Origin of the sequence: Azonexus hydrophilus (genome assembly GCF_001956855.1) — a bacterium.
Lineage (GTDB): Bacteria > Pseudomonadota > Gammaproteobacteria > Burkholderiales > Rhodocyclaceae > Azonexus > Azonexus hydrophilus_A.
The window spans coordinates 393,089-412,691 of record NZ_MTHD01000004.1; the positions used below are offsets into that span (position 1 = coordinate 393,089).

Here is a 19,603-nt window from a genome sequence, read left to right on the forward strand (position 1 = left end):
AGACCTCACGCACCGTGACGCCGCGACAAAGTCTGAGATAGCCATCGAGAGCGAATTTCTTGGTCGCTCAGATTTAGCTGTTCGCCAGTATCAGATTCGAGCGGGATTTTCCCGGTCGCAAGCCTACGTCGAATTTGCCAACGGGTTTGCCCTTCGATGAACACCAGGTCGACTTTAAATGAGGTACGAAGCATGTGCTCCCCATCAGGGTACTGGATGAGCACCGGCTGCTCCCGATACGACAAAACTCCTCGGGAGAACTCCAGTAGATGGATCGCAGCCAACTCCAACAGTGACTCCCAAGCCACCGTCCGCCCCATTTTGTATGAGGGGAAATATCCTCGAAACCGCCGACCACTGAGGGTTACAACCTTGCGTGAAAGCATCATCTTTCTCCTGGTGGCAGACAAAAGAAGTCCCTGCGCCCGCCGCGCATTTCAAAAACCGATCAAATTTCGAGACAAAAGAACACCATCAGCCGGTACAAAACAGGCTGTTGTCTCGATAAATCCTTGGGGTTAGGCTTGACGCCTCAGGTGCAGGAAGAAGATACTTGGCTTGTCTAGAGCAGTATCCGCGTCACTCAGCGAGGGCAGGCCTAACCGCTTGCCCTTTTTTGTTTACATGGTGTCCCTCCTTATGAGTGCGCAGCCAGCAAGGCTTTACCTCGGCATGTCCCTGCAGATCTGTGGAAAGGACAGGGCGAGCTGAATTAACTGAATCTGTTGCGGCAGCAAACTGCCGAGCTGGGGGACCAATTGGTGAACCATTTGGAATTCAGCGTCGCTGGCCCGATGTGGGATCGAAAACTGGCGGCGCGAAGTCTGCAGTGCTTCCTCCAACTTAGCCTGATCCTCCTCCGAGAGAGATAGTCCACTGATCAGTCGCCGGATGAAATCCTGCCGCGGCGGCCCTTTTTCCCCTCTTTCGAGCGCTGAAATATAGCTGGGCTCATAACCGAGAAGAAGAGCCAGCTGCTTTTGCCGGAGACCTCGCCGGATCCTGAAAGTTTTGAGCGCTTGTGAAAATGGACTCAATTTTCGCCAATGGTTGATTTTTCTTCGAATCTAGCAAAAATTGCCGCGCACGTACACTAAATTATTGATTATTATATATATTTGCAATAGTGCAAAAATTCAACTGCTAGGCAAAATTCGAAATTGAAACGATTTTCTATCGCCGTGCGAACACGCAAACCCAACTCGAAAGTAGCTACTCAACGCCGAAGCTGACTGTGGTGCATTGATGCATTGGACTGAGTTCGACACGCGCCGAGTTGGTCCACAAGGGACCAGCGGATATAGCTGGGATCACGCAATCGAGGCAGCAACAGGAGCACTGCTTCAGGCATGTCACCCTGATCCGCATAACTTCTCGGTGATAATCCTTTAGCGTATGTCTCGTCGACAGCCGGGACATTCAAATATTCCTAAGCCCACGGATCAAATACATGAATGTAATCGACCGTATCCGATGGCGAAACGTCACAATACGACGATGTATTGACTGCCCGGAAATTTGAGTTCATGTCGATGAACAGCGACACCATTCGGGACAGGCTCGATCATCGTAATACCGGACCTCGCGTCGCTAGGCACCGCTAATCCACCCATCAAGCAGCGAATTCTGATCCTTCGAGTGCCCCTGACAGGGGGACGTCAGCACGACAGGTGAATCCGTTCTCTCCATGTTTAAAAAACATATCGTGAAGAACATAGCTTATTTGGGTTCGGCTTAGTTCAAAGTTTCTACGAAAACCCTTGATTTTCCAGCCCTCCGCACGTGCACGATCTGCACGTCTCTGGCAGGAAGCAATCATGTAGTTAGAGGCGTGCGGCGCCGTAACTCCTTTTCTTGCGCGATAGTCCACCGCATCACCAGCACAGGCCCAAAGAAACTGGTAAAACTGGGAAACAGAGAAGTCTCTCAGAAGATTTTCGATCAGGGTCGTCAGTGCAGTTGCTCCTGGGATTGGCAGGTTTCTCTGGTGAAGGCTATAGACACAGAACTCCCAGCACTCAGCAAAAGCGAGTTCACGCCAGATTTGGCAACACTCCTCTCCCCAGTCATTCGGCCAGTCTTCCGCAGCAACGTAGATTTCAAGTGCCTGTACAAACCTCACACCATCCGGCATGCGAAGCACCCAATGCGTTTGACCAAAATCCATGCCTACGATTTGTCCACCTCTCTCTGTAAATGCTTTTGAGGGAGATGTCGGATCGGGAGAGAGCAAATCGGCTGTAATCAAACATTCGATCAGGCTGCCCTGAAAATCTGGTGCGTAAGGCGCAAAGCGAATTCCGGAGGTGCTTAATGGGCCAATTCGAGAATCGTCCAACCAGCCACCACTTCGGACAAGACAGATGAGTGCGACGGCCTGACGCGCAGTCAGTTGCTCTGGCTGAATCTGGGTTGGCGTGTACGCCCAGTTGGCGAAGCAAAATTGCTGGATCTTCGTATGCTGTTGCTGCACGCGCAAATCTTCCTCCCGCAATCGCTTGAATTTGCAACCGGTGCAAGCACACCGCGACGACTCAATGTGAGCGCATTGGCTACAACGTAGCGTAGATCCTGACGACCAGGACTTCGAGCGTCGCGGGCGAACCATCGGAGCATTGCAGTATTGGCATAGCTCGGCACTTGGCTCGGGAGGGAAGTGGCTGCACAGCGTGCTTGCAGAGCAATTGACCCTGTATTGCTCCAGCAATGTTGCCACCCGCTCTCCGGCGTAGTAGCGACTCATAAGCTCAAGCAGTTCCGCCTCGCTGAGATGTCCGAGCGGCTGATATGTAGGCATGTGGCGTCTTCCTGAAAGCCACAAACTATATTTGAACTAAAGGCTTTTTGTCACTTATAGAGCGTGGCCGCAAAGAGGTTCGGTTCCTAGCATCGCACCATGGAATCAACGCTCACATTGGAACAGCAAGCTGACCTTCAAAAGTTCGGCCAACGCTTGGCTGAGCTCCGGAAGGCTCGCGGCTGGTCGCAAGAGAAGCTCGCACTGGAGAGCGGACTCGCGCGCAGCTACCTAGGTGGTGTCGAACGAGGTCAGCGAAACATCGCCCTCCTGAACATCCTGAAGCTGGCTCGCACATTGGAATGTGATCCCGGCGCCCTGCTCAGGTTCTGAGCACCAAGACCTGCCGCACTACCCTTGCCTTCTGACTCGCGCCGCTAGACTCTATTCAGCTCGAACCCGGTTACATGAACAGAAAACAAAACCAGACCAATAATCATGATTAATGCGCTGACCTTGATGGCCAGCAGCCTGCTCAAGTCCCGCCAGGGGTGTGGTCAAGTTCACCGTATTGCGCGGACGGCGGCGCCCATTACGGCACCCGATGAAAAGGCGGCGAAATTCTCGCCTATTTTCGTGGACAGCGAGATTGTTAACCGCATTCATAGTATGGCTATTTCAACTCCATATATGAATGGATCTCAAGCAAAAAAATACCGCTTCAAAGACTAGAAGCGGTATTTTTAAGCCTAATTATTAAGCCCCACTAACTCCATATAAGTCGCCTCGTCAGGGGGTTTCTACTTTCAGTACTGCTTAGTGGTTGGCTGCGCCAGATGCACCGTAACCCGTCTGGGCGCGGACATACTGGTCACCGAAGGCTTCCTTCTCGGACTGGGCGCGGACGCTCGAGTCGGACTTCGAGAAGATGTAGGCCAGCAGGAAAGCCAGCGGCATCGCGAACAGTGCCGGCTGGGTGTAGGGGAACAGCGGGGCAGCATTGCCCAGCACGTCGACCCACACAGACTTCGAGAAGACCACGAACAGCACGGCGGAGACCAGACCACCGTAACCGCCCCACAGCGCGCCGCGGGTGGTCAGACCCTTCCAGTACATGGACAGGATCAGCACCGGGAAGTTGGCAGCTGCGGCAACACCGAAGGCCAGACCGACCATGAAGGCGATGTTCTGCTTTTCGAAGGCGATGCCGAGAATGATGGCGACAAAGCCGAGGCAGATCGTGGCGATCTTGGAGACACGGATTTCCGAAGCTTCGGAAGCCGTACCCTTCTTGATCACGCGAGCGTAGATGTCATGCGAGATCGCCGAAGCGCCAGCCAGGGCCAGACCGGAAACCACCGCCAGGATGGTGGCGAAGGCCACGGCTGCCAGGAAGCCGAGCAGCATGTCGCCGCCGACGGCCTTGGCCAGGTGCATGGCAACCATGTTGCCGCCACCGATCAGCTTGCCGCCGATGGTGCCACCTTCGAAGAACTCCGGATTCTGGCCGACGATCAGGATGCCGGTCAGGCCCATCAGGAAGATCACGTTGAAGAAGTAGGCAACAAAACCGGATGCGTAGAGCACCGACTTGCGCGCTTCCTTGGCATCGGTAACGGTGAAGAAGCGCATCAGGATGTGCGGCAGGCCAGCGGTACCGAACATCAGGCCGAGACCCAGCGAGATTGCGGTGATCGGATCAGCCAGCAGGCTGCCCGGATGCATCAGGCGCTCACCCAGCTTGTGCACCGACATTGCCTGGTCCATGACCTTGCTGAAGGAGAAGTCGAACTGGCTCATCGCCAGGAACATCACCAGCGTGCCACCGGACAGCAGCATCACGGCCTTGATGATCTGCACCCAGGTGGTGGCAACCATGCCGCCGAAGGTGACGTAGACCATCATCAGCAGACCCACCGCGAAGATCGCGACGTTGTAGTCGAGACCGAACAGCAGCTTGATCAGCTGGCCGGCACCGACCATCTGCGCGATCAGGTAGAAGCAGACGACGGTCAGCGAGGAAATCGCTGCCATCGTGCGCACCTTGCCCTGGTCGAGGCGATAGGCGGTGATGTCGGAGAAGGTGAACTTGCCCAGATTACGCAGGCGTTCAGCCATCAGGAACAGGATGACAGGCCAGCCGGCGAAGAAGCACAGCATGTAGATATAGCCGTCATAGCCCTGCATGTAGACCATCGCGGTCAGACCGAGCAGCGTGGCAGCGGACATGTAGTCGCCGGCAATCGCCAGACCGTTCTGGAAACCGGTGATGCCACCGCCGGCGGTATAGAAGTCCGACGTGGACTTGGTCCGGCTGGCGGCCCAGTAGGTAATGCCCATGGTCATCGTGACGAACAGGCAGAACATGGTGATGGCGTGCCAGTTGGTGGCCTGCTGCTCGGTCGGGCCGAGGGAATCGCCAGCGGCGACGGCCAGGGTGCTCAGGCTCAGCAGCCCGAGTGCGGAAATGATTTTACGCATTACTTGTTCTCCTTCCAGGCCTCGCGCACCACTTCCTGCGAGAGTGCGTCAAATTCGGTATTCGCACGACGAACGTAAACCGCCGTCAGCGCCCAGAAGAAAATGAACATGAAGAGTTCAACGACAACACCGATGGTCCAGCGGGAGCCTTCGGCAATCGGTTGGCCCAGTGATTCCGGGGCGAATGCCACGACCATGACGAAGCCGTAGAACATGATCAAAACAATTGCGGCCAAGGTCCAGGCAAAGCGTCCCCTCCTGGCGACCAGCTCCTGGAATTTGGGATTGACCCGCATCCTTTCGTACATCACGCTGCTCATATTGTTCTCCTTATTAATTAATAATTACCGAAAAAATCGGCGCAGGCATTGTATCTTATATAAGACACAACAACCTTACGGCGCGTGTAAGCTTTCGGGTTTGCACCTACTCAAGGAACACAAGAAAAATGAGCAGCATCGATCTGGCGATTGACGGCGAAATCGCCACCCTGACACTCAACAACCCGGGCAAGCTGAACGCCATCGATCTGTCCATGTGGCAGGCACTGTCGCAAAACATGGCCAATCTTGCGGTCGACCGCAAGATTCGCTGCATTGTCATCCGTGGAGCCGGCGAAGACGCCTTCGCTGCTGGCGGCGATCTGGAGGAATTCGTCAGCGGCCGGGCAACGCTCGAACAGGCACTGCTCTATCATGGCGAAGTGGCCGCTGCGCTGAATGCCATCGCCGATTGCCCGCAACCGACCGTGGCACTGATCCGCGGTGCCTGCATCGGCGGCGGGCTGGAAATCGCCGGTGCCTGCGATCTGCGCATCGCCGGCGAAAGCGCCCGCTTCGGCGCGCCGATCAACAAACTCGGTTTCTCGATGTACCCGGGCGAAATGGAAGGCCTGCTGCGCCTCGCCGGCCCGGCGGTGATCAAGGAAATCCTGCTCGAAGGCCGCATCCTCAACGCCCGCGAAGCCTGCGACAAAGGGCTGGTCACCCGCGTCGTACCGGAACCTCAGGTCAGCGACGAAGCCTACGCCACCGCCCGTCGCATCTGTCAGGGCGCACCGCTGGTTGCCGGCTGGCACAAGCAGTGGATTCGCCGCCTGCTCGACGGCCGACCGCTGAGCGACGCCGAAAAGGCCGAGTCCTTCGCCTTCCTGGCGACCGAAGACTACAAGGAAGGGCTGTCTGCCTTCTTGGAAAAGCGCAAGCCGGTGTTCAAGGCGCGCTGAAGCCGCCCCCGTTCAGTTGCTGTACAAGCTCCACAGCATCTTCACCGAGAGCAGTAGCAGCAAGCCGGCGAAAATACGGCGCAGTACGCGTATCGGCAGACGATGGGCCAACCGGGCACCGGATTGGGCAGTCAGGACACTGGCGAGCAGGATGATGCCCAGCCCAGGCAGATAGACGAAGCCAAGACTGCCCGGTGGCAGGCCTGCATGCCCCCAGCCGTTCCAGATGTAACCCAGGGTACCGCCGACAGCAATCGGCAGACCGACCGCCGCCGAGGTCCCGATCGCCTGATGCGGCCGTACGTTGCACCAGATCAGGAAAGGCACGGTCAGCGCACCGCCACCGATGGCAACCAGGCTGGAGAAGGCGCCGATCACACCGCCCGCCAGACTGAGGCCGGGCCAACCAGGCAGGCGGCGTCCCGGCTGCGGGCGCCGCTCGGCGATCATCTGCCCGGCGACGAAGAGCATGAAGCCGACAAACAGGATCGACAGCGTCCGCGACGAGACGAAGGCAGCCAACTGGGCGCCGAGTAGCGTCCCGAGCAGGATACCCGGCGTCAGCCGGCGCATCACCGGCCACAGCACCGCCTGGTGGGCATGATGGGCACGCAGGCTGGACAAGGCGGTGAACAGGATGGTGGCCATTGAGGTCCCGAGCGCCAGATGCAGCACTTCACGGGCCGGAAAACCCTGTTCGGCAAACAGGATGGCCAGCATTGGCACCACCACCACGCCACCACCAACGCCGAGCAGGCCGGCGAAAAACCCGGCAACGCCCCCGGTCAGCAGATAGGCTGCAATCACCGCAAAGGACATCATGCCTCGCTCAGCCGGCGCATGATTCGATCCAGTGAACGATGCCGTCATCACTACGGAAATCGTCGCAGGCCCGTGCCGGAATTTCCGGCGCCAGTTCGACAAACAGACGGGTCAGGGCATTGCCGGGGCCGATTTCGAGCACCGCATCCGGCTGTAGTTCGCGCACTGACTGCAGGCAGGCTGCCCAGTCCAGCAGTGTGGCGATCTGGCGCCCCAGCGCGGCGAGCGCCGGGCGTACCGTGCGCGCCGCCGTCCCGTCGACAGCGCCAAGGACCGGAAAGGCCAAGCGGCCATCGGGCATGTGCGCCAGACGCTCGGCAAAAGCCACCGCAGCACCAGCCAGCAAGGGGGTGTGCGATGGCGTCTGCACCGCCAGCGGGACCAATCGGCTGGCGCCGGCCGCCAGCAGGCGCTCGGTGATGCTGGCAATACCGGACCGTGGCCCGGCCAGCACCAGGTGGCGCGGCGCATTGCGGATCGCCACCGCCAGTCCGGCCTCGGCGGCCAGGCTTGCAACCAGCGCTTCATCGAGCCCGAGCACGGCCAGCATGCCGTGCTCGCCGGCAGCGGCAGCATCCATCAAGGCCGCCCGCTCAGCACACAGGGCGACGCCGTCGCTGGCGGAAAATGCCCCGGCAGCGCAGCAGGCCGCCATCTCGCCCAGCGAATAGCCGGCGGCACAGATTGGTCGCGGCAAACGGTCGCGCAGACGGTGCCAGGACATCATCTGCTGGGCAAAGATCAACGGCTGGGCGATCCGGTTGCGGGCAAGCATTTCCGGGCTTGGCAGCTGGCCTTCGCCGATGGCCGGCAAAGCCCGAAGCAAGGCGGCACGCAGTTCCCCGGCAACACCATGGTCAACCTGCCGCCAGTGTTCCGGCGTCTGCCCACCCTGGCCGCTGAAGAGGAGGGCAAGACGCATGTCAGTACAGGCCGTCCACTTCGGCCAGGAACAAGGTGACACCGAGCAGATCGGCGCTGCCACCGGGACTCAGCCGACGGGCGACGAAAGCGCGGTCGATGGCGACTGCATGAGCGCGCCAGTCAGTGGCCAGGACTCCGCCGACGGCGAGAAAACCGGCGGCCAGCTGACGGCCGAAGCTCAGTCCCTGGCGACCACCACGCCACAGCAGATTGCTGTCATCCAGCCCGGCCATCAGCGTGAACAAGGCCTGTATCGCAGCCCGTTCGCTATCGCCGGTTTCGGTCAGAATCCGGCGATAGGCCGGGAGGCCAAGTTCCAAAGCCGCCGGGAAACCGGCCGCCGCTTCCTGACGGGCGCCGCCGCAGCCGTATCGACGGGCAACGATCAGACCGTGGCTGGCGGCATCTGCAGCTGTCGATGCCGCCAAGCCGTCCAGGATTTCCCTGCCCCACCGCTCACTGACCATCCGGCACACAGCCGCCGCTTCCAGTTTTTCACCGGTAGCGGCGAGCAGGCCGCTCGCCGCACAGAGCAGGCCGAGATTGAAAATGGCGCCGCGATGCGTATTGACGCCCCCGGTAGCCGTCAACATGCGCTGTTCGGCGGCGATGCCGAGTGCCTGCAAAGGCGCCAGCGCAGGCGCCTGCAGGCCACATTCCGCGATGGCAGGGAAGTAGTCACGTAGCGCATGCAGGCTGCGGACGAAGGTGACGAAATCCATGTCGTCATGACTGCCCACGCTATCCGGACAGACCAGCCCGGGCTTGGGCGCCAGCGCTGCCTCACGGTACAGGCTGCGAATGGCCAGCCGGCCGATCCGTGCCGGCGCAACGGCCATGTCAACCGGCTCGACCTGATGGGACGCTGTCGTCAGCAGGGCGGATTCAGACATGGCAGGGCTCCGGCAGCAAGGTAGCGATGAGGTTTTCCAGAGGCTGCAGGCCAACTTCCCGCGACCCTTTGACGAGCACCGGGGCGGCCGGGGTTTTCTGCTTGGCAAGAATCTCGCGCCAGGCGACGGCCCGACCACCGGGAAAGCGGATTTCGCCATCGAGCTGGCAGCTCAAGCCTTCCGCCGCACGCTGCAGGGCCGCCAGCATGGTCTCGAATTGCGCCGGCGTAGTCACATCGCAGATCAGATCGATATCGGAACCGGCATGACGGTAGGCCTCACCACTCAAGGCCTCCCAAGCCAGCGAACCGTAGACGCCAAGCGTCGCCGAGCAAATCTCGGCCCGCCCGGCCAACTCACGCAGTGGCGCGGCCTGATCGGCCGGCAGGCGGGGCAGGCAGTCGGCGACAGCCAGCGCTGGCCGGCGGCGGGCAATGGCAGCCGGCGCAACAAGGATCGCCAGGCGCTGCCGATTGAAAGCCTGCGGCAGGGCCAGACCGAGCAACAGTGCCTGGTCATCCGGCTGGCGAGCCACCACCAGCGGCCGACCGGCTGCAATCCACCGTTCGGCAGCCAGCCAGAGCGGCGAGCCAACGGCAGCGCAGGGAGAATCCCAGGCTGCCTCCGGATGGAGATAGACGAGATCGTGGCGGCGCATGATTCAGGCGCCGGCGGTCGCGTTCTGCACAGTCGTGGCAATGTCCGACGCCAGCAGGCGGCCGCCGCGACTCAGGCCTGTGCCCTGACGCTGGTCACCGGCACTCACCGCCTTCCGGGCCGCGCTCAGGGCATCATCGAGCAAGTCCGCCGACGGCACCGGCCAGATGGCCGCGATGCCACCCATGCGCACATAGCTCCCGGCACCGGGCGCGAAGATCGGGGACGTTCCCGCCAGTTCGACCAGGCGTTCGTGGGCGATCTTGGTCACCCGCGACATCGCCCGCAGATCCATCACCCGCACCTGGGCATCGGCCAGCGCATAAGCCTGATCGGCCATCAGCCCGAAGGAAAGGAAACCGCCGCTGACGGCATTGGCGGTAACCAGACTGAGCGAGGGATGGCCCTGACGCCGGGCGAAATCGACACAACTGGCCAGATGCGCCAGCGAGCCGTTCAGGCACAGCAATTCCTGGCTGCGCGACAGCGCCTGGCCGCTGGTATCGACGAGAAAGACCAGCGGCCGGCCGGGATGCCGCTCGACGGTGTCGAGGACGAAACCGGACAGGGCCAGTGCCATGGCGTGGTCAATCGCCGCCGCGTCGGTGGTGCCGAGCACGGCGACCGTACCCTGGGCAGTCGTTGCTTCACCGGTGATCACCTGGTTGGCAACGGCGACCGTGTGACCGGCCGGGAACAGCGCGTCGAGAATGTCGTTGAGGCTCATGTCGGTAGTCCTTCCTTCAAGGCGACCAGGCTGTCGCGGTCAAGCAGCGGCACGCTGTCCGGCCGGGCGATGCCGAGCGCCGCCCAGACCTGAAGGCCATCGCGGTACGTGGCGTAGGCGGCGAGACGGTTTTCCAGTACCTGCTGGCTGGCCCGCAGTTGGGCGAGACCCGGCGCGGCTTCCTGCCAGCCGGCAAGAAGTTTGGCGACGCCGGTACGAAAGGCCGGGATGTCGTCTTCCACCAGCTCGGCGCAATCGCCCATCAGGTAGCGATGCTTGCCGCCGGTGACGCGCCAGACCAGCGCACGGTCCTTGGCGTCGAATTCCTCGACACCGGCGACCGTTTCGATGACTTCCGGGCCGGACAGCGCCAGCCGGCCCTCTTCCGAGATGATGATGGCCGAACATAGCTTGGCGACGATGCCCATGCCACCAAAGGCGCCGCAACTGCCACCGACCAGTGCGATGACCGGGACTCCGGCCGCGCGGGCGTCGAGCACGGCGCGCATGATTTCGGAAATGGCGATCAATCCGGCATTGGCTTCATGCAGCCGGACGCCGCCGGAATCGATCAGGAACAGCACGGCGGCCGGCTTTTCCTGCACCGCGCGACGGAGCAGGCCGACGATCTTGGCGCCGTGGATTTCTCCGACCGCGCCACCCATGAACTGGCCTTCCTGGGCGATGGCAAAAATCGGCTTTTTTTCCAGTTGACCGTAGCAAACAACCACTCCGTCATCAAAGGCACCGGGCAGGTCGAGCATGGCCAGATGCGGGCTGGGTTGCGATTCGGCTGGCGGCAGGATTTCGGCAAAGCTGCCGGGATCAAGCAGGCCGGCCAGGCGAGCCCGCGCTGTCGCCTCGAACCAGCTGTGGCGTGAAGCAAGCGACGGGATCATTGGGCACCTCCCTGATATTCGGCCAGCGCCTGGGCCAGACGCAAGGTGACGACAGCGGGCGTCGCCCCCATGTCGTTGATCGCGATCTCGGTACCCCCGGCCGCGTGGCCGGCAGCAAAGCTGCCGAGCACCGCCTGCCAGGTGTCGCCAAAGCCGCGCGCCGAGGTCTTGATGCTGACCCGGCAAGCGGCCGGCTCACTGCCGGTCTTGATCAGGATTTCCAGGTTACCGGAACCGACCACGCCACACAGTGCGGGATCGGCAACGCGGGAAACCGGCTTGGAAGCAAAACGAAAGTCGAGTGTTTCCATGGTGGTCACCAGTTGCGGAAGCGTGAAGGGGGGGCGTACAGGCCGCCCGACCAGCGCACCAGATCCTTGACGGAACGGGCAGCAAGCAGGTCGCGCGTCGCCTGACGCGGATCGATGCCGAGGTCTTCGGCGCGGCGGATGATGCCGCGGTCGCGCAGGTTCTCGACCATCGCCTTGTCGCGCGCCATGCCCACCGGCGTAAAGCCGGCGACACCGCGAATTGCCTGCTCGCGCTCTTCCGGCGAGCGGCAGAGCAGCAGGTTGGCGATGCCTTCCTCGGTGACGATGTGGCTGACGTCGTCGCCGTAGATCATGATCGGCGGCAGTTCGGCACCCATCATTTTCTGCAGCTTCCACGCGTCGAGCTCCTCGACGAAAACCGGCGCCATGTGCTCGCGGAAGGTTTCGACCATCTGCACGACCAGCTTGCGGCCGCGAATGGCGTTCGGCCCGGCCGCCTCGCGCCCGGCTTTCAGCCAGGCCGGGCTGGCGTGACGCCGGCCGTGCGGATCGGACCCCATGTTCGGCGCGCCGCCGAAGCCGGTGATCCGCCCCAGCGTCGCCGTCGAACTGTTGCCGGCCAGGTCCATCTGCAGGGTCGAACCGATGAACATGTCGCAGGCGTAGAGGCCGGCCGTCTGGCTGAACGCCCGGTTGGAACGCATACTGCCATCGGCGCCGGTGAAGAAGACGTCGGAACGGGCCGAGATGTAGGCGTCCATGCCGACTTCCGAACCGAAGCAGTGCACCGATTCGACGAATCCGGATTCGATCGCCGGAATCAGCGTCGGATGCGGATTGAGCGCCCAGTGCGTGCAGATCTTGCCTTTCAGGCCCAGGTCGGCGGCGTAGGTCGGCAGCAGCAGCTCGATCGCCGCCGTGTCGAAGCCGATGCCGTGGTTCAGGCGCGTCACACCGTACTCGGCGTAGATGCCCTTGATCGCCATCATCGCCATCAGCACCTGCACTTCGGTGATCTGTGCCGGGTCGCGGGTGAACAACGGCTCGATGTAGTTCGGCTTCGGCGCCAACACCGTGAAATCGACCCAGTCGGCCGGCACGTCCACACGCGGCAGCTTGTCGAGGCGCTCATTGACCTGGGCGATGACGATGCCGCCCTTGAAGGCAGTGGCCTCGACAATGGCCGGCGTGTCTTCGGTGTTCGGCCCGAGGTAGAGATTGCCGTCGGCATCCGCCGCCTGCGCCGCGATCAGCGCGACATTCGGCGTCAGATCCATGAAGTAGCGGCCGAACAGTTCGAGATAGGTATGAATCGCCCCGATCTCGATGCGCTGTTCCTGGACCAGCTTGGCCAGGCGGGCGCCCTGCGGGCCGCTGAAAGAAAAGTCGAGGCGGTTTGCCAGGCCACGCTCGAAAAGGTCCACATGGCTTGGAAGCGCCAGGACAGACTGGACCATCTGGAGTTGATTGATACGCGCCGGATCGCAGTCGGCCAGCGACTCGGCAAGGAAGTCGGCCTGCTTCTGGTTGTTGCCTTCGAGGCAGACGCGGTCGCCGGGCTGGATGACCGCTTCCAGCAGGTCGATGATGCGTTCGGCCGGGATCGCCTTGCCGAGGCCGAGACCGGCCGCCCTTTCGAGGCGGCGGCGGCGGCTCTGGCGCAAGCTGTCCCAGTTGCGGGAGAGAGGTGCGTTCATGATGATCTTTCCGTCACTCAGGAGCCGGCGTACTGCGACGGCAGCCAGGTGGCGATTTCCGGGAAGATGCACAGCAGCACGATGCCGAGCGCCATCAGACCGAGGAAGGGCAGGGTGCCCCACATGATCTGCTTGAGCTTGACGTCGGGCGCGATGCCGCTGATGACGAAGAGATTGAGGCCGACCGGCGGTGTCACCAGGCCCATTTCCATGTTGATGGTCATGATCACACCGAACCAGATCAGGTCGATGTCGAGGGCAACCAGGGCCGGCAGCAGCACCGGGGTGACCATCAGGATGATGGCAACCGGCGGCAGGAAGAAGCCGAGGACCAGCAGCATCACGTTCACCCAGAGCAGGAACTCCCACTTGCCCATGCCCAGCGAAACCAGCCAGGCGGCGGCCGACTGGGTGATGTGCAGGTAGCTCATCACGTAGGTGTAAAGGAAGGACATGGCGATGATCAGCATGATCATCGACGACTCGCGGGCGGTGCCGGAAAGGATCACCTTCATGTCGGCCCAACGCCAGCAGCCGTAGATGCTCATGACCATCAGCATCGCGCCGAAGGCGCCGATACCGGCGACTTCCGAGGGCGTGGCCCAGCCGTCGTAAAGAGCGACCATGACGATCATGATCAGACCGAGGAAGGGCAGCAGGCGCGGCAGGATTTCCAGTTTTTCCTTCCAGCTGTAGAACTCTACCGGCTCGGCGGCCAAGCCGCTCGCCTTGTGGTTGAGCAAGCGCTCGGTCTTCTCCGCCCAGGCCTTGTACATCACCCAGATGGCGAACAGAGCGGTCAGCAGCAGGCCAGGCCCGACACCGGCCATGAACAGCTTGCCGATCGATTGCTCGGTGGCCAGGCCATAAAGGATCAGCGTCAGCGACGGCGGAATCAGGATGCCCAGCGTGCCGCCGGCAGCGATCAGGCCGGTCGCCAGGCGTTCGGAATAGCCGCGCTTGCGCATTTCCGGAATGCCGGCCGAGCCGATCGCCGCACAGGTCGCCGGCGACGAGCCGCACATCGCGGAAAACACCGAACAGGCCAGCGTATTGGCCAGCCCGAGGCCGCCCGGCATCTTGTACAGCCAGCGGTTCAGCGAGTTGTACAGGTCCGCGCCAGCGCGCGACTTGCCGATTGCCGCCCCCATCAGGATGAACAGCGGAATCGTCAGCAGCGTGAAGCTGTTCAGCTCCGAGAAGATGGTCTCGGCGATGATGGTCAGCTGCGCCGCCGGCATGAAGAAGTACATGAAGATCACGGCCACCGAGCCAAGGGCAAAGGCAATCGGCATGCCGGAAAAAAGGAAAACGAAGGTGGCCAGCCCGTACATCAGGCCCATTTGTGCGACGCTCATTTTTGCGCTCCTTCATCGTCATGCTGGATGCGTTCGATGGCCACCTGGATGGCGGCGTTATGCTCCTTCGGCGGCTGATGCGAGCGCATGGCTTCCGGCAGCGAGTCCTCGATGAACTGGACAAAGATCTGCAGGGTCAGCGAGGTCATGCCGATGGCCATGGTGGCGAATACCGGCCACATCTTCGGCGCCCAGGAGGTGTCGCTCATGCGTCCCTCGTCCCAGGCCTCGTAGAAGAGATGCCAGCAGTTCCAGGTGATGAAGGCACAGAACAGGAAGGACAGCAAATCGGTCAGCGCCAGGCGCCACTGGGTCCAGCTACGCGGCATGATCTCGTCGAGTATCTCGATCGGTACATGGCCACGGTTAAGCTGGGTGTGCGCTGCCGCCAGGAAGCTGGAAGCGATCAGCAACATCACGCAGAACTCGATTTCCCAGTCGGTCGGCCAGGCGAAGAAATAACGGACGGCTACCTCGAAGACGAGGACGCCACTGGAAATGACGATCAGGAAGGCCGACAGGTAACCGGTCGCGATGTTGAAGGCCTTGACCGCGCGGCTGATGAAATATCCGGGGCTCATGATTCACCTTGAGAAAAAGGAGGGGCCGGGCCTTGCCCGGCCCTCGGGTTACTTGACCGACAGCGCCATGTCGAGCAGCTCGCGGCCACCTTTGATGTTCTCGGCGAAATCCTTGAACGCGGTCTGTTCGGCGACGGCACGCCAGGCGGCGAACGCCTTGTCGTCCATGTCGGACACCTTGGCCCCGGCCTTCGCATAGACATCTGCCATGCGCAGGTCATCCTTCTTCGACTCATCGACACCGAACTGCTCAAGGCTGGCGCCGACTTCACTGACGATCTTCTGCTGCTCCGGCGTCAGCGAGTCATAGAGGCTCTTGGAAATCAGCAGCGGCTCGAACATGAACCAGAAACTCTTTTGCCGTGCCGTCGTCACGAACTTGGTGAATTCGTGCAGACGGAAGCTGATCAGCGAGGTACTGGAGGTCAGCGCTGCGTCGAGAACGCCCGATTGCATGGCCGAATAGATTTCCGACGACGGCATGCCGGTCACGGCAGCGCCAGCGCCCTTCAGCATCTGGTCCATTTCCTTGCTGCCACCGCGGAACTTCAGGCCCTTGGCATCCTCAGGCACAACCACCGGTTTTTTGGTCGAGGCGATGCCGCCGGCCTGCCAGACCCAGGTCAGTATCTTGATATTCTTTTCGGCGAGAATACGGTCGAGTTCCTTGCCGACTGGTGCATTTTTCCAGCGCATGCCCTGCTCGTAGCTGGTGACCAGGGTCGGCATCAGGGTCAGGTTGACCGCCGGAATCTCGCCGCCGCCATAAGCCAGCGGCACCAGGCTCATGTCCAGCGCACTCTTGCGCAGGGCGCCGATCTGGCTGTTCGTCTTCATCAGAGAACTGCCCGGGTAGATCTCGAACTTCAGGCTGCCTTTGGTCTGCTTCTCGACTTCGGCGGCGAAGCGGCGAACCAGACGGTCGCGGAAGTCGCCATCTTCACTGGTCGCCGCCGGGAACTGGTGCGAAATCTTGATGACTCGCGGTGCTTGCGCATGAGCGCCGGGCAGGGAAAAGGTCAGAGCGGCGGCGGCAATGGCCAGGGTAAGGTGACGCTTGGTCTTGCTGATCATGGATGTCTCCTCCAGAGTTAATCATGCACGGACGGTGAAACCTCACTGGCTGGCTTATCCTTGCTGCCGGAATACCGCACTGTTATTTTGTGTTCAAAAATCACCGTTGTGTATACAAGATATCAAAAATTAAATACCAGTCAACTAATTTCGTATAATGCAATCGTTGCCACTCTCCGGAGCATCCTTGTGAACAGCACAGCCGAAATTCCCGCCACCACCCGCCAATCGGAACGCCTGGGCGAGTTGATAGAGGAACGCATCGTCACCGGCGTTTACCCCCCCGGCACACGGCTGGATGAACAGGAACTGGCCGATACCTTCGGCGTCTCGCGAACGCCGGTACGCGAAGCGCTGATCCAGCTTTCATCGGTCGGCCTGATCGAAATCAGACCGCGGCGCGGTGCGACCGTGCCCGAAGTGGGCGCTGACCGGGTCTGTGAAATGTTCGAGGTGATGGCCGAACTGGAAGCCATGTGCGGTCGCCTGGCCGCACGGCGGATCACGCCCGACGAACAGATTGCGCTACAGAAGGCGCACCGCGCCTGCGAAGCGGCACGCGATGCCAACACGCCGGATGTCTATTACCAGTTGAATGAAGTTTTCCACCAGCGCATCTACGAAGCCAGCCACAACGGCTTCCTCGTCGAGCAGGCAACAGCCCTGCACCGCCGGCTGCGGCCCTACCGGCGCCTGCAGTTGCGGGTACGCAACCGGATGGCGACCTCGTTCAACGAACACCAGGCCATCGTCGACGCCATCATCAAGGGCGACAGCGATCTCGCCTCGGCACAACTGCGTGCCCACGTGACGGTTCAGGGCGAGCGCTTCGCCGACCTCGTCGCCACCTTGCGCGACTTCAAGGCCGGCACCTGACCGGCTTCAGCCGATCAGGCTGTGCAGCATCTTGGTGGCAAGCAGCGCAAGGAAGCCACCAAAAGCCCGCTTCAGTTGCTTGACCGGCAGCTTGTGCGCCAGTTTGGCGCCGACCGGCGCCATCAGGATGCTCATCGCAACGATGCCGATGAAGGCCGGCAGGTAGATATAGCCGAAGGAATAGGCCGGCAGTCCGCTATCGCTCCAGCCAGCGACGATATAGCCAACAGCACCGGCAACGGCGATCGGGAAGCCCAGCGCCGACGATGTACCGACGGCGTTGTGGATCGCCACATTGCAGAACAGCATGAACGGCACCGACAGAAAGCCACCACCGGCAGCAACCAGGCTGGAAATTACGCCGATCACGCCGCCAGCGATGAAACGCCCCAGGTTACCCGGCATCTGGCGATGGGCGTGCGGCTTGAAGTCGAGCATCATCTGCAGTGACGCGTAATAGACGATGACGACGAAAATCGCCGTCATCGGCCCGGTTGGCACCTGACCGGCAACCAGCGAACCGCCGAAAGTACCGAGCACCAGTCCGGGCGCCATCCTCCTGACGATGTCCCAACGCACCGCACCGTGCGCGTGATGGGCGCGCATGCTGGAAATCGACGTAAACACGATGGTCGCCATCGACGTACCAAGCGCCAGGTGCATGACATGGTCAGGCGGAAAATTCTGCGCGACAAACAACATGTACATGAAAGGCACCAGGGTCAGGCCACCACCGACACCGAACAAGCCGGCAACAAAGCCCCCAAAAATACCCAGCAACGGATAAGCAAGCCACCAGAGAGTCATATCTTCGTTTCCAGCAATCGGTTTATAAATGCCCATTCCGCCGCCGTCACGGGTGTGATCGACAAGCGGTTGCCGCGCGCCAGCACGCGCATGCCGGCCAGTTCCGGATGACTGCGCAATTCCGGCAGGCCGAGCAGACGGGAGCGGGCGACGAAACGCACGTCGCGCAACCACCAGCGCGGCTTGTCCGGCAGCGATTTCGGGTCGAAATACTTGTCGACCGCAGAAAACTGCGTCGGGTCCGGATAAGTGTCCGAACAAATTTCGCAGATGCCGGCGATCCCCGGTTCGGCGCAACCCGAATGGTAGAAGAAGGCCAGGTCACCAGGCTGCATGCTGTCACGCATGAAATTGCGCGCCTGATAATTGCGCACGCCAACCCACGGAAATGCCTTGTCCGGTGCGGCAGCGAGATCGTCGATCGAAACTTCTGCCGGCTCGGATTTCATCAGCCAGTACTGCATGTCACGATTCCACAAATGAAAACAGGTGGCAGAGAATCTGCCACCTGTCGAATAAGTCCCCGCGAGTGCCGTCAGGCCGGCATCCTGAACCTGGGTCCAGAGTGGTTGCTTTCCTTCCGCATCAGGCACATTCGACGAAGAACGCGCACAACAGCGGGTATTTGGTCCGCAACCGATGCCAATAAGCATTGGTTCAAGGAATATATGGCCTTAACAAACACCGCAGGGAACACTTTGCGGGTCACCCCACAACTGAAAGCTCTCAGAGATCCAGTTGCTGCTGCGGTGCCAGTACGGCATCCAGCCGTGCTCCCATGTCTTCGATTCTACGCTTCGTTTCGGTCGATGCAACCGTTTCGTCACTTGCCGCACCAGCCGGCACAGCCAGACGTTCGTGCGCGATATTCAGCGCAGCCATGACGGCGACGCGCTCGGCAATCGTGCTCTTGGTCCGCTGGGCGATTTCGCGCATCTTGTTGTCGACCAGATCAACAGCGGCCAGCAGCGCATCGCGCTCTTCCGGCAGGCAGGCCACGCGATATTCGCGGCCCATGATCTTGACGTCGAGGAAATTCGGCTCGGCGTTCATCTCAGGCATCCTCGGGGATCTTGTCCATCAGGCCTTCCAGACGTTCCCGGGCCGCCGTCATCGTTGACCGCAGATGCAGCCTTTCCGCTTCCGCGGCGGCCATCTGATTCTTCAAAACCTCGTTCTCGGCGCGCAACTGGTGGACCAGGGCGACGACCTGTTCGATCTTGGCTTCGAGCGCTTCGAATTCGCTGTTCATGGCGCGCACTATAGAGGGACAAATGCTGCCCGGTCAAGGACTAAGCAGCTATTTTCAAAGTGTTTTATCGGCAGCGCCTGATGTTGCCTGTCGCATGTCGCGGCAATGCGCTGTAGAATGCCCGCCGTGTCAGGTGCTGCGCGCGGTTTCAACCAAGCGCAGTTAAACGGGAAAGCGGTGCGCCTCGCCAGAGGCAACGCCGCTGCTGCCCCCGCAACGGTAAGCAAGTGCGGGCGTATCACAAGGCCACTGGGGAAACCTGGGAAGGCGATACGTCAAGACTTGCGAGCCCGGATACCGGCCTCACACACCTAGCGGAAG

Annotated in this window: 24 protein-coding genes, 1 other RNA gene and 1 riboswitch; of the genes, 4 read left to right on the top strand and 21 right to left on the bottom strand. The window is 61.1% G+C overall.

Features of this window, described 5'->3' with window-relative positions; all coding sequences use genetic code 11:
• Window positions 1-5: 5 nt before the first annotated feature.
• The 3 genes from BJN45_RS13170 to BJN45_RS17670 form a co-directional block, all read right to left on the bottom strand.
• Complete coding sequence (locus BJN45_RS13170) at window positions 6-389, bottom strand: hypothetical protein (protein WP_139326347.1); 384 nt, start codon at window positions 387-389, stop codon at window positions 6-8.
• 273 nt (window positions 390-662) lie between these two features.
• Window positions 663-1,037: a helix-turn-helix domain-containing protein gene (locus BJN45_RS18270; RefSeq protein ID WP_076095948.1), complete on the bottom strand. Its 375-nt coding sequence runs from the start codon at window positions 1,035-1,037 to the stop codon at window positions 663-665.
• A 575-nt stretch (window positions 1,038-1,612) separates the two neighbouring features.
• Window positions 1,613-2,473 carry a hypothetical protein gene (locus BJN45_RS17670; protein ID WP_139326348.1) on the bottom strand — a complete coding sequence of 287 codons (861 nt, stop codon included), beginning with the start codon at window positions 2,471-2,473 and terminating at the stop codon, window positions 1,613-1,615.
• Window positions 2,474-2,896: 423 nt separating this feature from the next.
• On the opposite strand from BJN45_RS17670, the gene BJN45_RS13185 reads away from it, so the two are divergent.
• Window positions 2,897-3,130, top strand: coding sequence for a helix-turn-helix domain-containing protein (locus BJN45_RS13185; protein ID WP_076095952.1), 234 nt, complete (start codon window positions 2,897-2,899; stop codon window positions 3,128-3,130).
• 105 nt (window positions 3,131-3,235) lie between these two features.
• Complete coding sequence (locus tag BJN45_RS13190) at window positions 3,236-3,469, top strand: hypothetical protein (protein ID WP_076095955.1); 234 nt, start codon at window positions 3,236-3,238, stop codon at window positions 3,467-3,469.
• A gap of 84 nt (window positions 3,470-3,553) precedes the next feature.
• On the opposite strand, the gene BJN45_RS13195 is transcribed toward BJN45_RS13190, so the two are convergent.
• Together BJN45_RS13195 and BJN45_RS13200 are read right to left on the bottom strand one after the other, a co-directional pair.
• A complete protein-coding gene (locus BJN45_RS13195) occupies window positions 3,554-5,218 on the bottom strand; it encodes a cation acetate symporter (RefSeq protein ID WP_076095957.1) in 1,665 nt (554 codons plus the stop codon).
• On the bottom strand, window positions 5,218-5,538 hold the full coding sequence (locus BJN45_RS13200; protein WP_076095959.1) for a DUF485 domain-containing protein: 321 nt from the start codon (window positions 5,536-5,538) through the stop codon (window positions 5,218-5,220). The genes BJN45_RS13195 and BJN45_RS13200 overlap by 1 nt, the downstream gene beginning before the upstream one ends.
• A 128-nt stretch (window positions 5,539-5,666) precedes the next feature.
• On the opposite strand from BJN45_RS13200, the gene BJN45_RS13205 reads away from it, so the two are divergent.
• Window positions 5,667-6,443 carry an enoyl-CoA hydratase/isomerase family protein gene (locus tag BJN45_RS13205; protein WP_076095960.1) on the top strand — a complete coding sequence of 259 codons (777 nt, stop codon included), beginning with the start codon at window positions 5,667-5,669 and terminating at the stop codon, window positions 6,441-6,443.
• A gap of 12 nt (window positions 6,444-6,455) precedes the next feature.
• Here the strand turns inward: BJN45_RS13205 and BJN45_RS13210 are convergent, their stop codons facing one another.
• From BJN45_RS13210 to dctP, 11 genes are read right to left on the bottom strand one after another with little or no spacing between them, the layout of a single operon-like run.
• Complete coding sequence (locus BJN45_RS13210; RefSeq protein WP_430793431.1) at window positions 6,456-7,265, bottom strand: sulfite exporter TauE/SafE family protein; 810 nt, start codon at window positions 7,263-7,265, stop codon at window positions 6,456-6,458.
• A gap of 7 nt (window positions 7,266-7,272) precedes the next feature.
• Window positions 7,273-8,187, bottom strand: coding sequence for a malonate decarboxylase subunit epsilon (gene mdcH, locus BJN45_RS13215; RefSeq protein WP_076095963.1), 915 nt, complete (start codon window positions 8,185-8,187; stop codon window positions 7,273-7,275).
• Window position 8,188: 1 nt separating this feature from the next.
• Window positions 8,189-9,082: a triphosphoribosyl-dephospho-CoA synthase MdcB gene (gene mdcB, locus BJN45_RS13220; RefSeq protein WP_083651280.1), complete on the bottom strand. Its 894-nt coding sequence runs from the start codon at window positions 9,080-9,082 to the stop codon at window positions 8,189-8,191.
• Window positions 9,075-9,740 (bottom strand): malonate decarboxylase holo-[acyl-carrier-protein] synthase, encoded by a 666-nt coding sequence (gene mdcG, locus BJN45_RS13225; protein ID WP_076095965.1) that lies wholly within the window; start codon window positions 9,738-9,740, stop codon window positions 9,075-9,077. The genes mdcB and mdcG overlap by 8 nt, the downstream gene beginning before the upstream one ends.
• Before the next feature lie 3 nt (window positions 9,741-9,743).
• Window positions 9,744-10,466, bottom strand: a complete 723-nt coding sequence (mdcE, locus tag BJN45_RS13230; RefSeq protein WP_076095968.1) for a biotin-independent malonate decarboxylase subunit gamma — start codon at window positions 10,464-10,466, stop codon at window positions 9,744-9,746.
• On the bottom strand, window positions 10,463-11,365 hold the full coding sequence (locus BJN45_RS13235; RefSeq protein ID WP_076095971.1) for a biotin-independent malonate decarboxylase subunit beta: 903 nt from the start codon (window positions 11,363-11,365) through the stop codon (window positions 10,463-10,465). The genes mdcE and BJN45_RS13235 overlap by 4 nt, the downstream gene beginning before the upstream one ends.
• Window positions 11,362-11,676, bottom strand: a complete 315-nt coding sequence (gene mdcC, locus BJN45_RS13240; RefSeq protein WP_076095973.1) for a malonate decarboxylase acyl carrier protein — start codon at window positions 11,674-11,676, stop codon at window positions 11,362-11,364. Before mdcC ends, BJN45_RS13235 begins: the two co-directional genes overlap by 4 nt.
• 5 nt (window positions 11,677-11,681) lie before the next feature.
• Window positions 11,682-13,334 (bottom strand): malonate decarboxylase subunit alpha, encoded by a 1,653-nt coding sequence (gene mdcA, locus BJN45_RS13245; protein ID WP_076095975.1) that lies wholly within the window; start codon window positions 13,332-13,334, stop codon window positions 11,682-11,684.
• 17 nt (window positions 13,335-13,351) lie between these two features.
• Window positions 13,352-14,692 (bottom strand): TRAP transporter large permease, encoded by a 1,341-nt coding sequence (locus BJN45_RS13250; RefSeq protein ID WP_076095977.1) that lies wholly within the window; start codon window positions 14,690-14,692, stop codon window positions 13,352-13,354.
• Window positions 14,689-15,273: a TRAP transporter small permease subunit gene (locus tag BJN45_RS13255; protein WP_076095979.1), complete on the bottom strand. Its 585-nt coding sequence runs from the start codon at window positions 15,271-15,273 to the stop codon at window positions 14,689-14,691. The genes BJN45_RS13250 and BJN45_RS13255 overlap by 4 nt, the downstream gene beginning before the upstream one ends.
• A 48-nt stretch (window positions 15,274-15,321) precedes the next feature.
• Window positions 15,322-16,347 carry a TRAP transporter substrate-binding protein DctP gene (dctP, locus tag BJN45_RS13260; RefSeq protein ID WP_076095981.1) on the bottom strand — a complete coding sequence of 342 codons (1,026 nt, stop codon included), beginning with the start codon at window positions 16,345-16,347 and terminating at the stop codon, window positions 15,322-15,324.
• Between the two features lie 189 nt (window positions 16,348-16,536).
• Between dctP and BJN45_RS13265 the strand changes: the two genes are divergently transcribed.
• Window positions 16,537-17,223 (top strand): GntR family transcriptional regulator, encoded by a 687-nt coding sequence (locus tag BJN45_RS13265; RefSeq protein ID WP_076095983.1) that lies wholly within the window; start codon window positions 16,537-16,539, stop codon window positions 17,221-17,223.
• Between the two features lie 6 nt (window positions 17,224-17,229).
• Here the strand turns inward: BJN45_RS13265 and BJN45_RS13270 are convergent, their stop codons facing one another.
• The 5 genes from BJN45_RS13270 to BJN45_RS13290 form a co-directional block, all read right to left on the bottom strand.
• A complete protein-coding gene (locus tag BJN45_RS13270) occupies window positions 17,230-18,030 on the bottom strand; it encodes a sulfite exporter TauE/SafE family protein (protein WP_076095985.1) in 801 nt (266 codons plus the stop codon).
• Entirely contained in the window at window positions 18,027-18,494 is a 468-nt protein-coding gene (locus BJN45_RS13275) for an EVE domain-containing protein (RefSeq protein WP_076095987.1), read from the bottom strand. Before BJN45_RS13275 ends, BJN45_RS13270 begins: the two co-directional genes overlap by 4 nt.
• Window positions 18,495-18,546: 52 nt before the next feature.
• A non-coding RNA gene (ssrS, locus tag BJN45_RS13280) (6S RNA) lies at window positions 18,547-18,726 on the bottom strand.
• Between the two features lie 30 nt (window positions 18,727-18,756).
• On the bottom strand, window positions 18,757-19,083 hold the full coding sequence (locus tag BJN45_RS13285) for a cell division protein ZapA (RefSeq protein ID WP_076095989.1): 327 nt from the start codon (window positions 19,081-19,083) through the stop codon (window positions 18,757-18,759).
• Window position 19,084: 1 nt separating this feature from the next.
• Window positions 19,085-19,282 (bottom strand): hypothetical protein, encoded by a 198-nt coding sequence (locus BJN45_RS13290; protein WP_076095991.1) that lies wholly within the window; start codon window positions 19,280-19,282, stop codon window positions 19,085-19,087.
• Window positions 19,283-19,396: 114 nt separating this feature from the next.
• A riboswitch (cobalamin riboswitch) is annotated at window positions 19,397-19,602 on the top strand.
• Window position 19,603: the final 1 nt, after the last annotated feature.

Bases quoted from the DNA above. Each gene is read 5' to 3' on its own strand.
- BJN45_RS13170 (WP_139326347.1), bottom strand. From the start codon at position 389: ATGATGCTTTCACGCAAGGTTGTAACCCTCAGTGGTCGGCGGTTTCGA.
- BJN45_RS13185 (WP_076095952.1), top strand. From the start codon at position 2,897: ATGGAATCAACGCTCACATTGGAACAGCAAGCTGACCTTCAAAAGTTC.
- BJN45_RS13190 (WP_076095955.1), top strand. From the start codon at position 3,236: ATGATTAATGCGCTGACCTTGATGGCCAGCAGCCTGCTCAAGTCCCGC.
- BJN45_RS13195 (WP_076095957.1), bottom strand. From the start codon at position 5,218: ATGCGTAAAATCATTTCCGCACTCGGGCTGCTGAGCCTGAGCACCCTG.
- BJN45_RS13200 (WP_076095959.1), bottom strand. From the start codon at position 5,538: ATGAGCAGCGTGATGTACGAAAGGATGCGGGTCAATCCCAAATTCCAG.
- BJN45_RS13205 (WP_076095960.1), top strand. From the start codon at position 5,667: ATGAGCAGCATCGATCTGGCGATTGACGGCGAAATCGCCACCCTGACA.
- BJN45_RS13210 (WP_430793431.1), bottom strand. From the start codon at position 7,265: ATGATGTCCTTTGCGGTGATTGCAGCCTATCTGCTGACCGGGGGCGTT.
- mdcH (WP_076095963.1), bottom strand. From the start codon at position 8,187: ATGCGTCTTGCCCTCCTCTTCAGCGGCCAGGGTGGGCAGACGCCGGAA.
- mdcB (WP_083651280.1), bottom strand. From the start codon at position 9,082: ATGTCTGAATCCGCCCTGCTGACGACAGCGTCCCATCAGGTCGAGCCG.
- mdcG (WP_076095965.1), bottom strand. From the start codon at position 9,740: ATGCGCCGCCACGATCTCGTCTATCTCCATCCGGAGGCAGCCTGGGAT.
- mdcE (WP_076095968.1), bottom strand. From the start codon at position 10,466: ATGAGCCTCAACGACATTCTCGACGCGCTGTTCCCGGCCGGTCACACG.
- BJN45_RS13235 (WP_076095971.1), bottom strand. From the start codon at position 11,365: ATGATCCCGTCGCTTGCTTCACGCCACAGCTGGTTCGAGGCGACAGCG.
- mdcC (WP_076095973.1), bottom strand. From the start codon at position 11,676: ATGGAAACACTCGACTTTCGTTTTGCTTCCAAGCCGGTTTCCCGCGTT.
- mdcA (WP_076095975.1), bottom strand. From the start codon at position 13,334: ATGAACGCACCTCTCTCCCGCAACTGGGACAGCTTGCGCCAGAGCCGC.
- BJN45_RS13250 (WP_076095977.1), bottom strand. From the start codon at position 14,692: ATGAGCGTCGCACAAATGGGCCTGATGTACGGGCTGGCCACCTTCGTT.
- BJN45_RS13255 (WP_076095979.1), bottom strand. From the start codon at position 15,273: ATGAGCCCCGGATATTTCATCAGCCGCGCGGTCAAGGCCTTCAACATC.
- dctP (WP_076095981.1), bottom strand. From the start codon at position 16,347: ATGATCAGCAAGACCAAGCGTCACCTTACCCTGGCCATTGCCGCCGCC.
- BJN45_RS13270 (WP_076095985.1), bottom strand. From the start codon at position 18,030: ATGACTCTCTGGTGGCTTGCTTATCCGTTGCTGGGTATTTTTGGGGGC.
- BJN45_RS13275 (WP_076095987.1), bottom strand. From the start codon at position 18,494: ATGCAGTACTGGCTGATGAAATCCGAGCCGGCAGAAGTTTCGATCGAC.
- BJN45_RS13285 (WP_076095989.1), bottom strand. From the start codon at position 19,083: ATGAACGCCGAGCCGAATTTCCTCGACGTCAAGATCATGGGCCGCGAA.
- BJN45_RS13290 (WP_076095991.1), bottom strand. From the start codon at position 19,282: ATGAACAGCGAATTCGAAGCGCTCGAAGCCAAGATCGAACAGGTCGTC.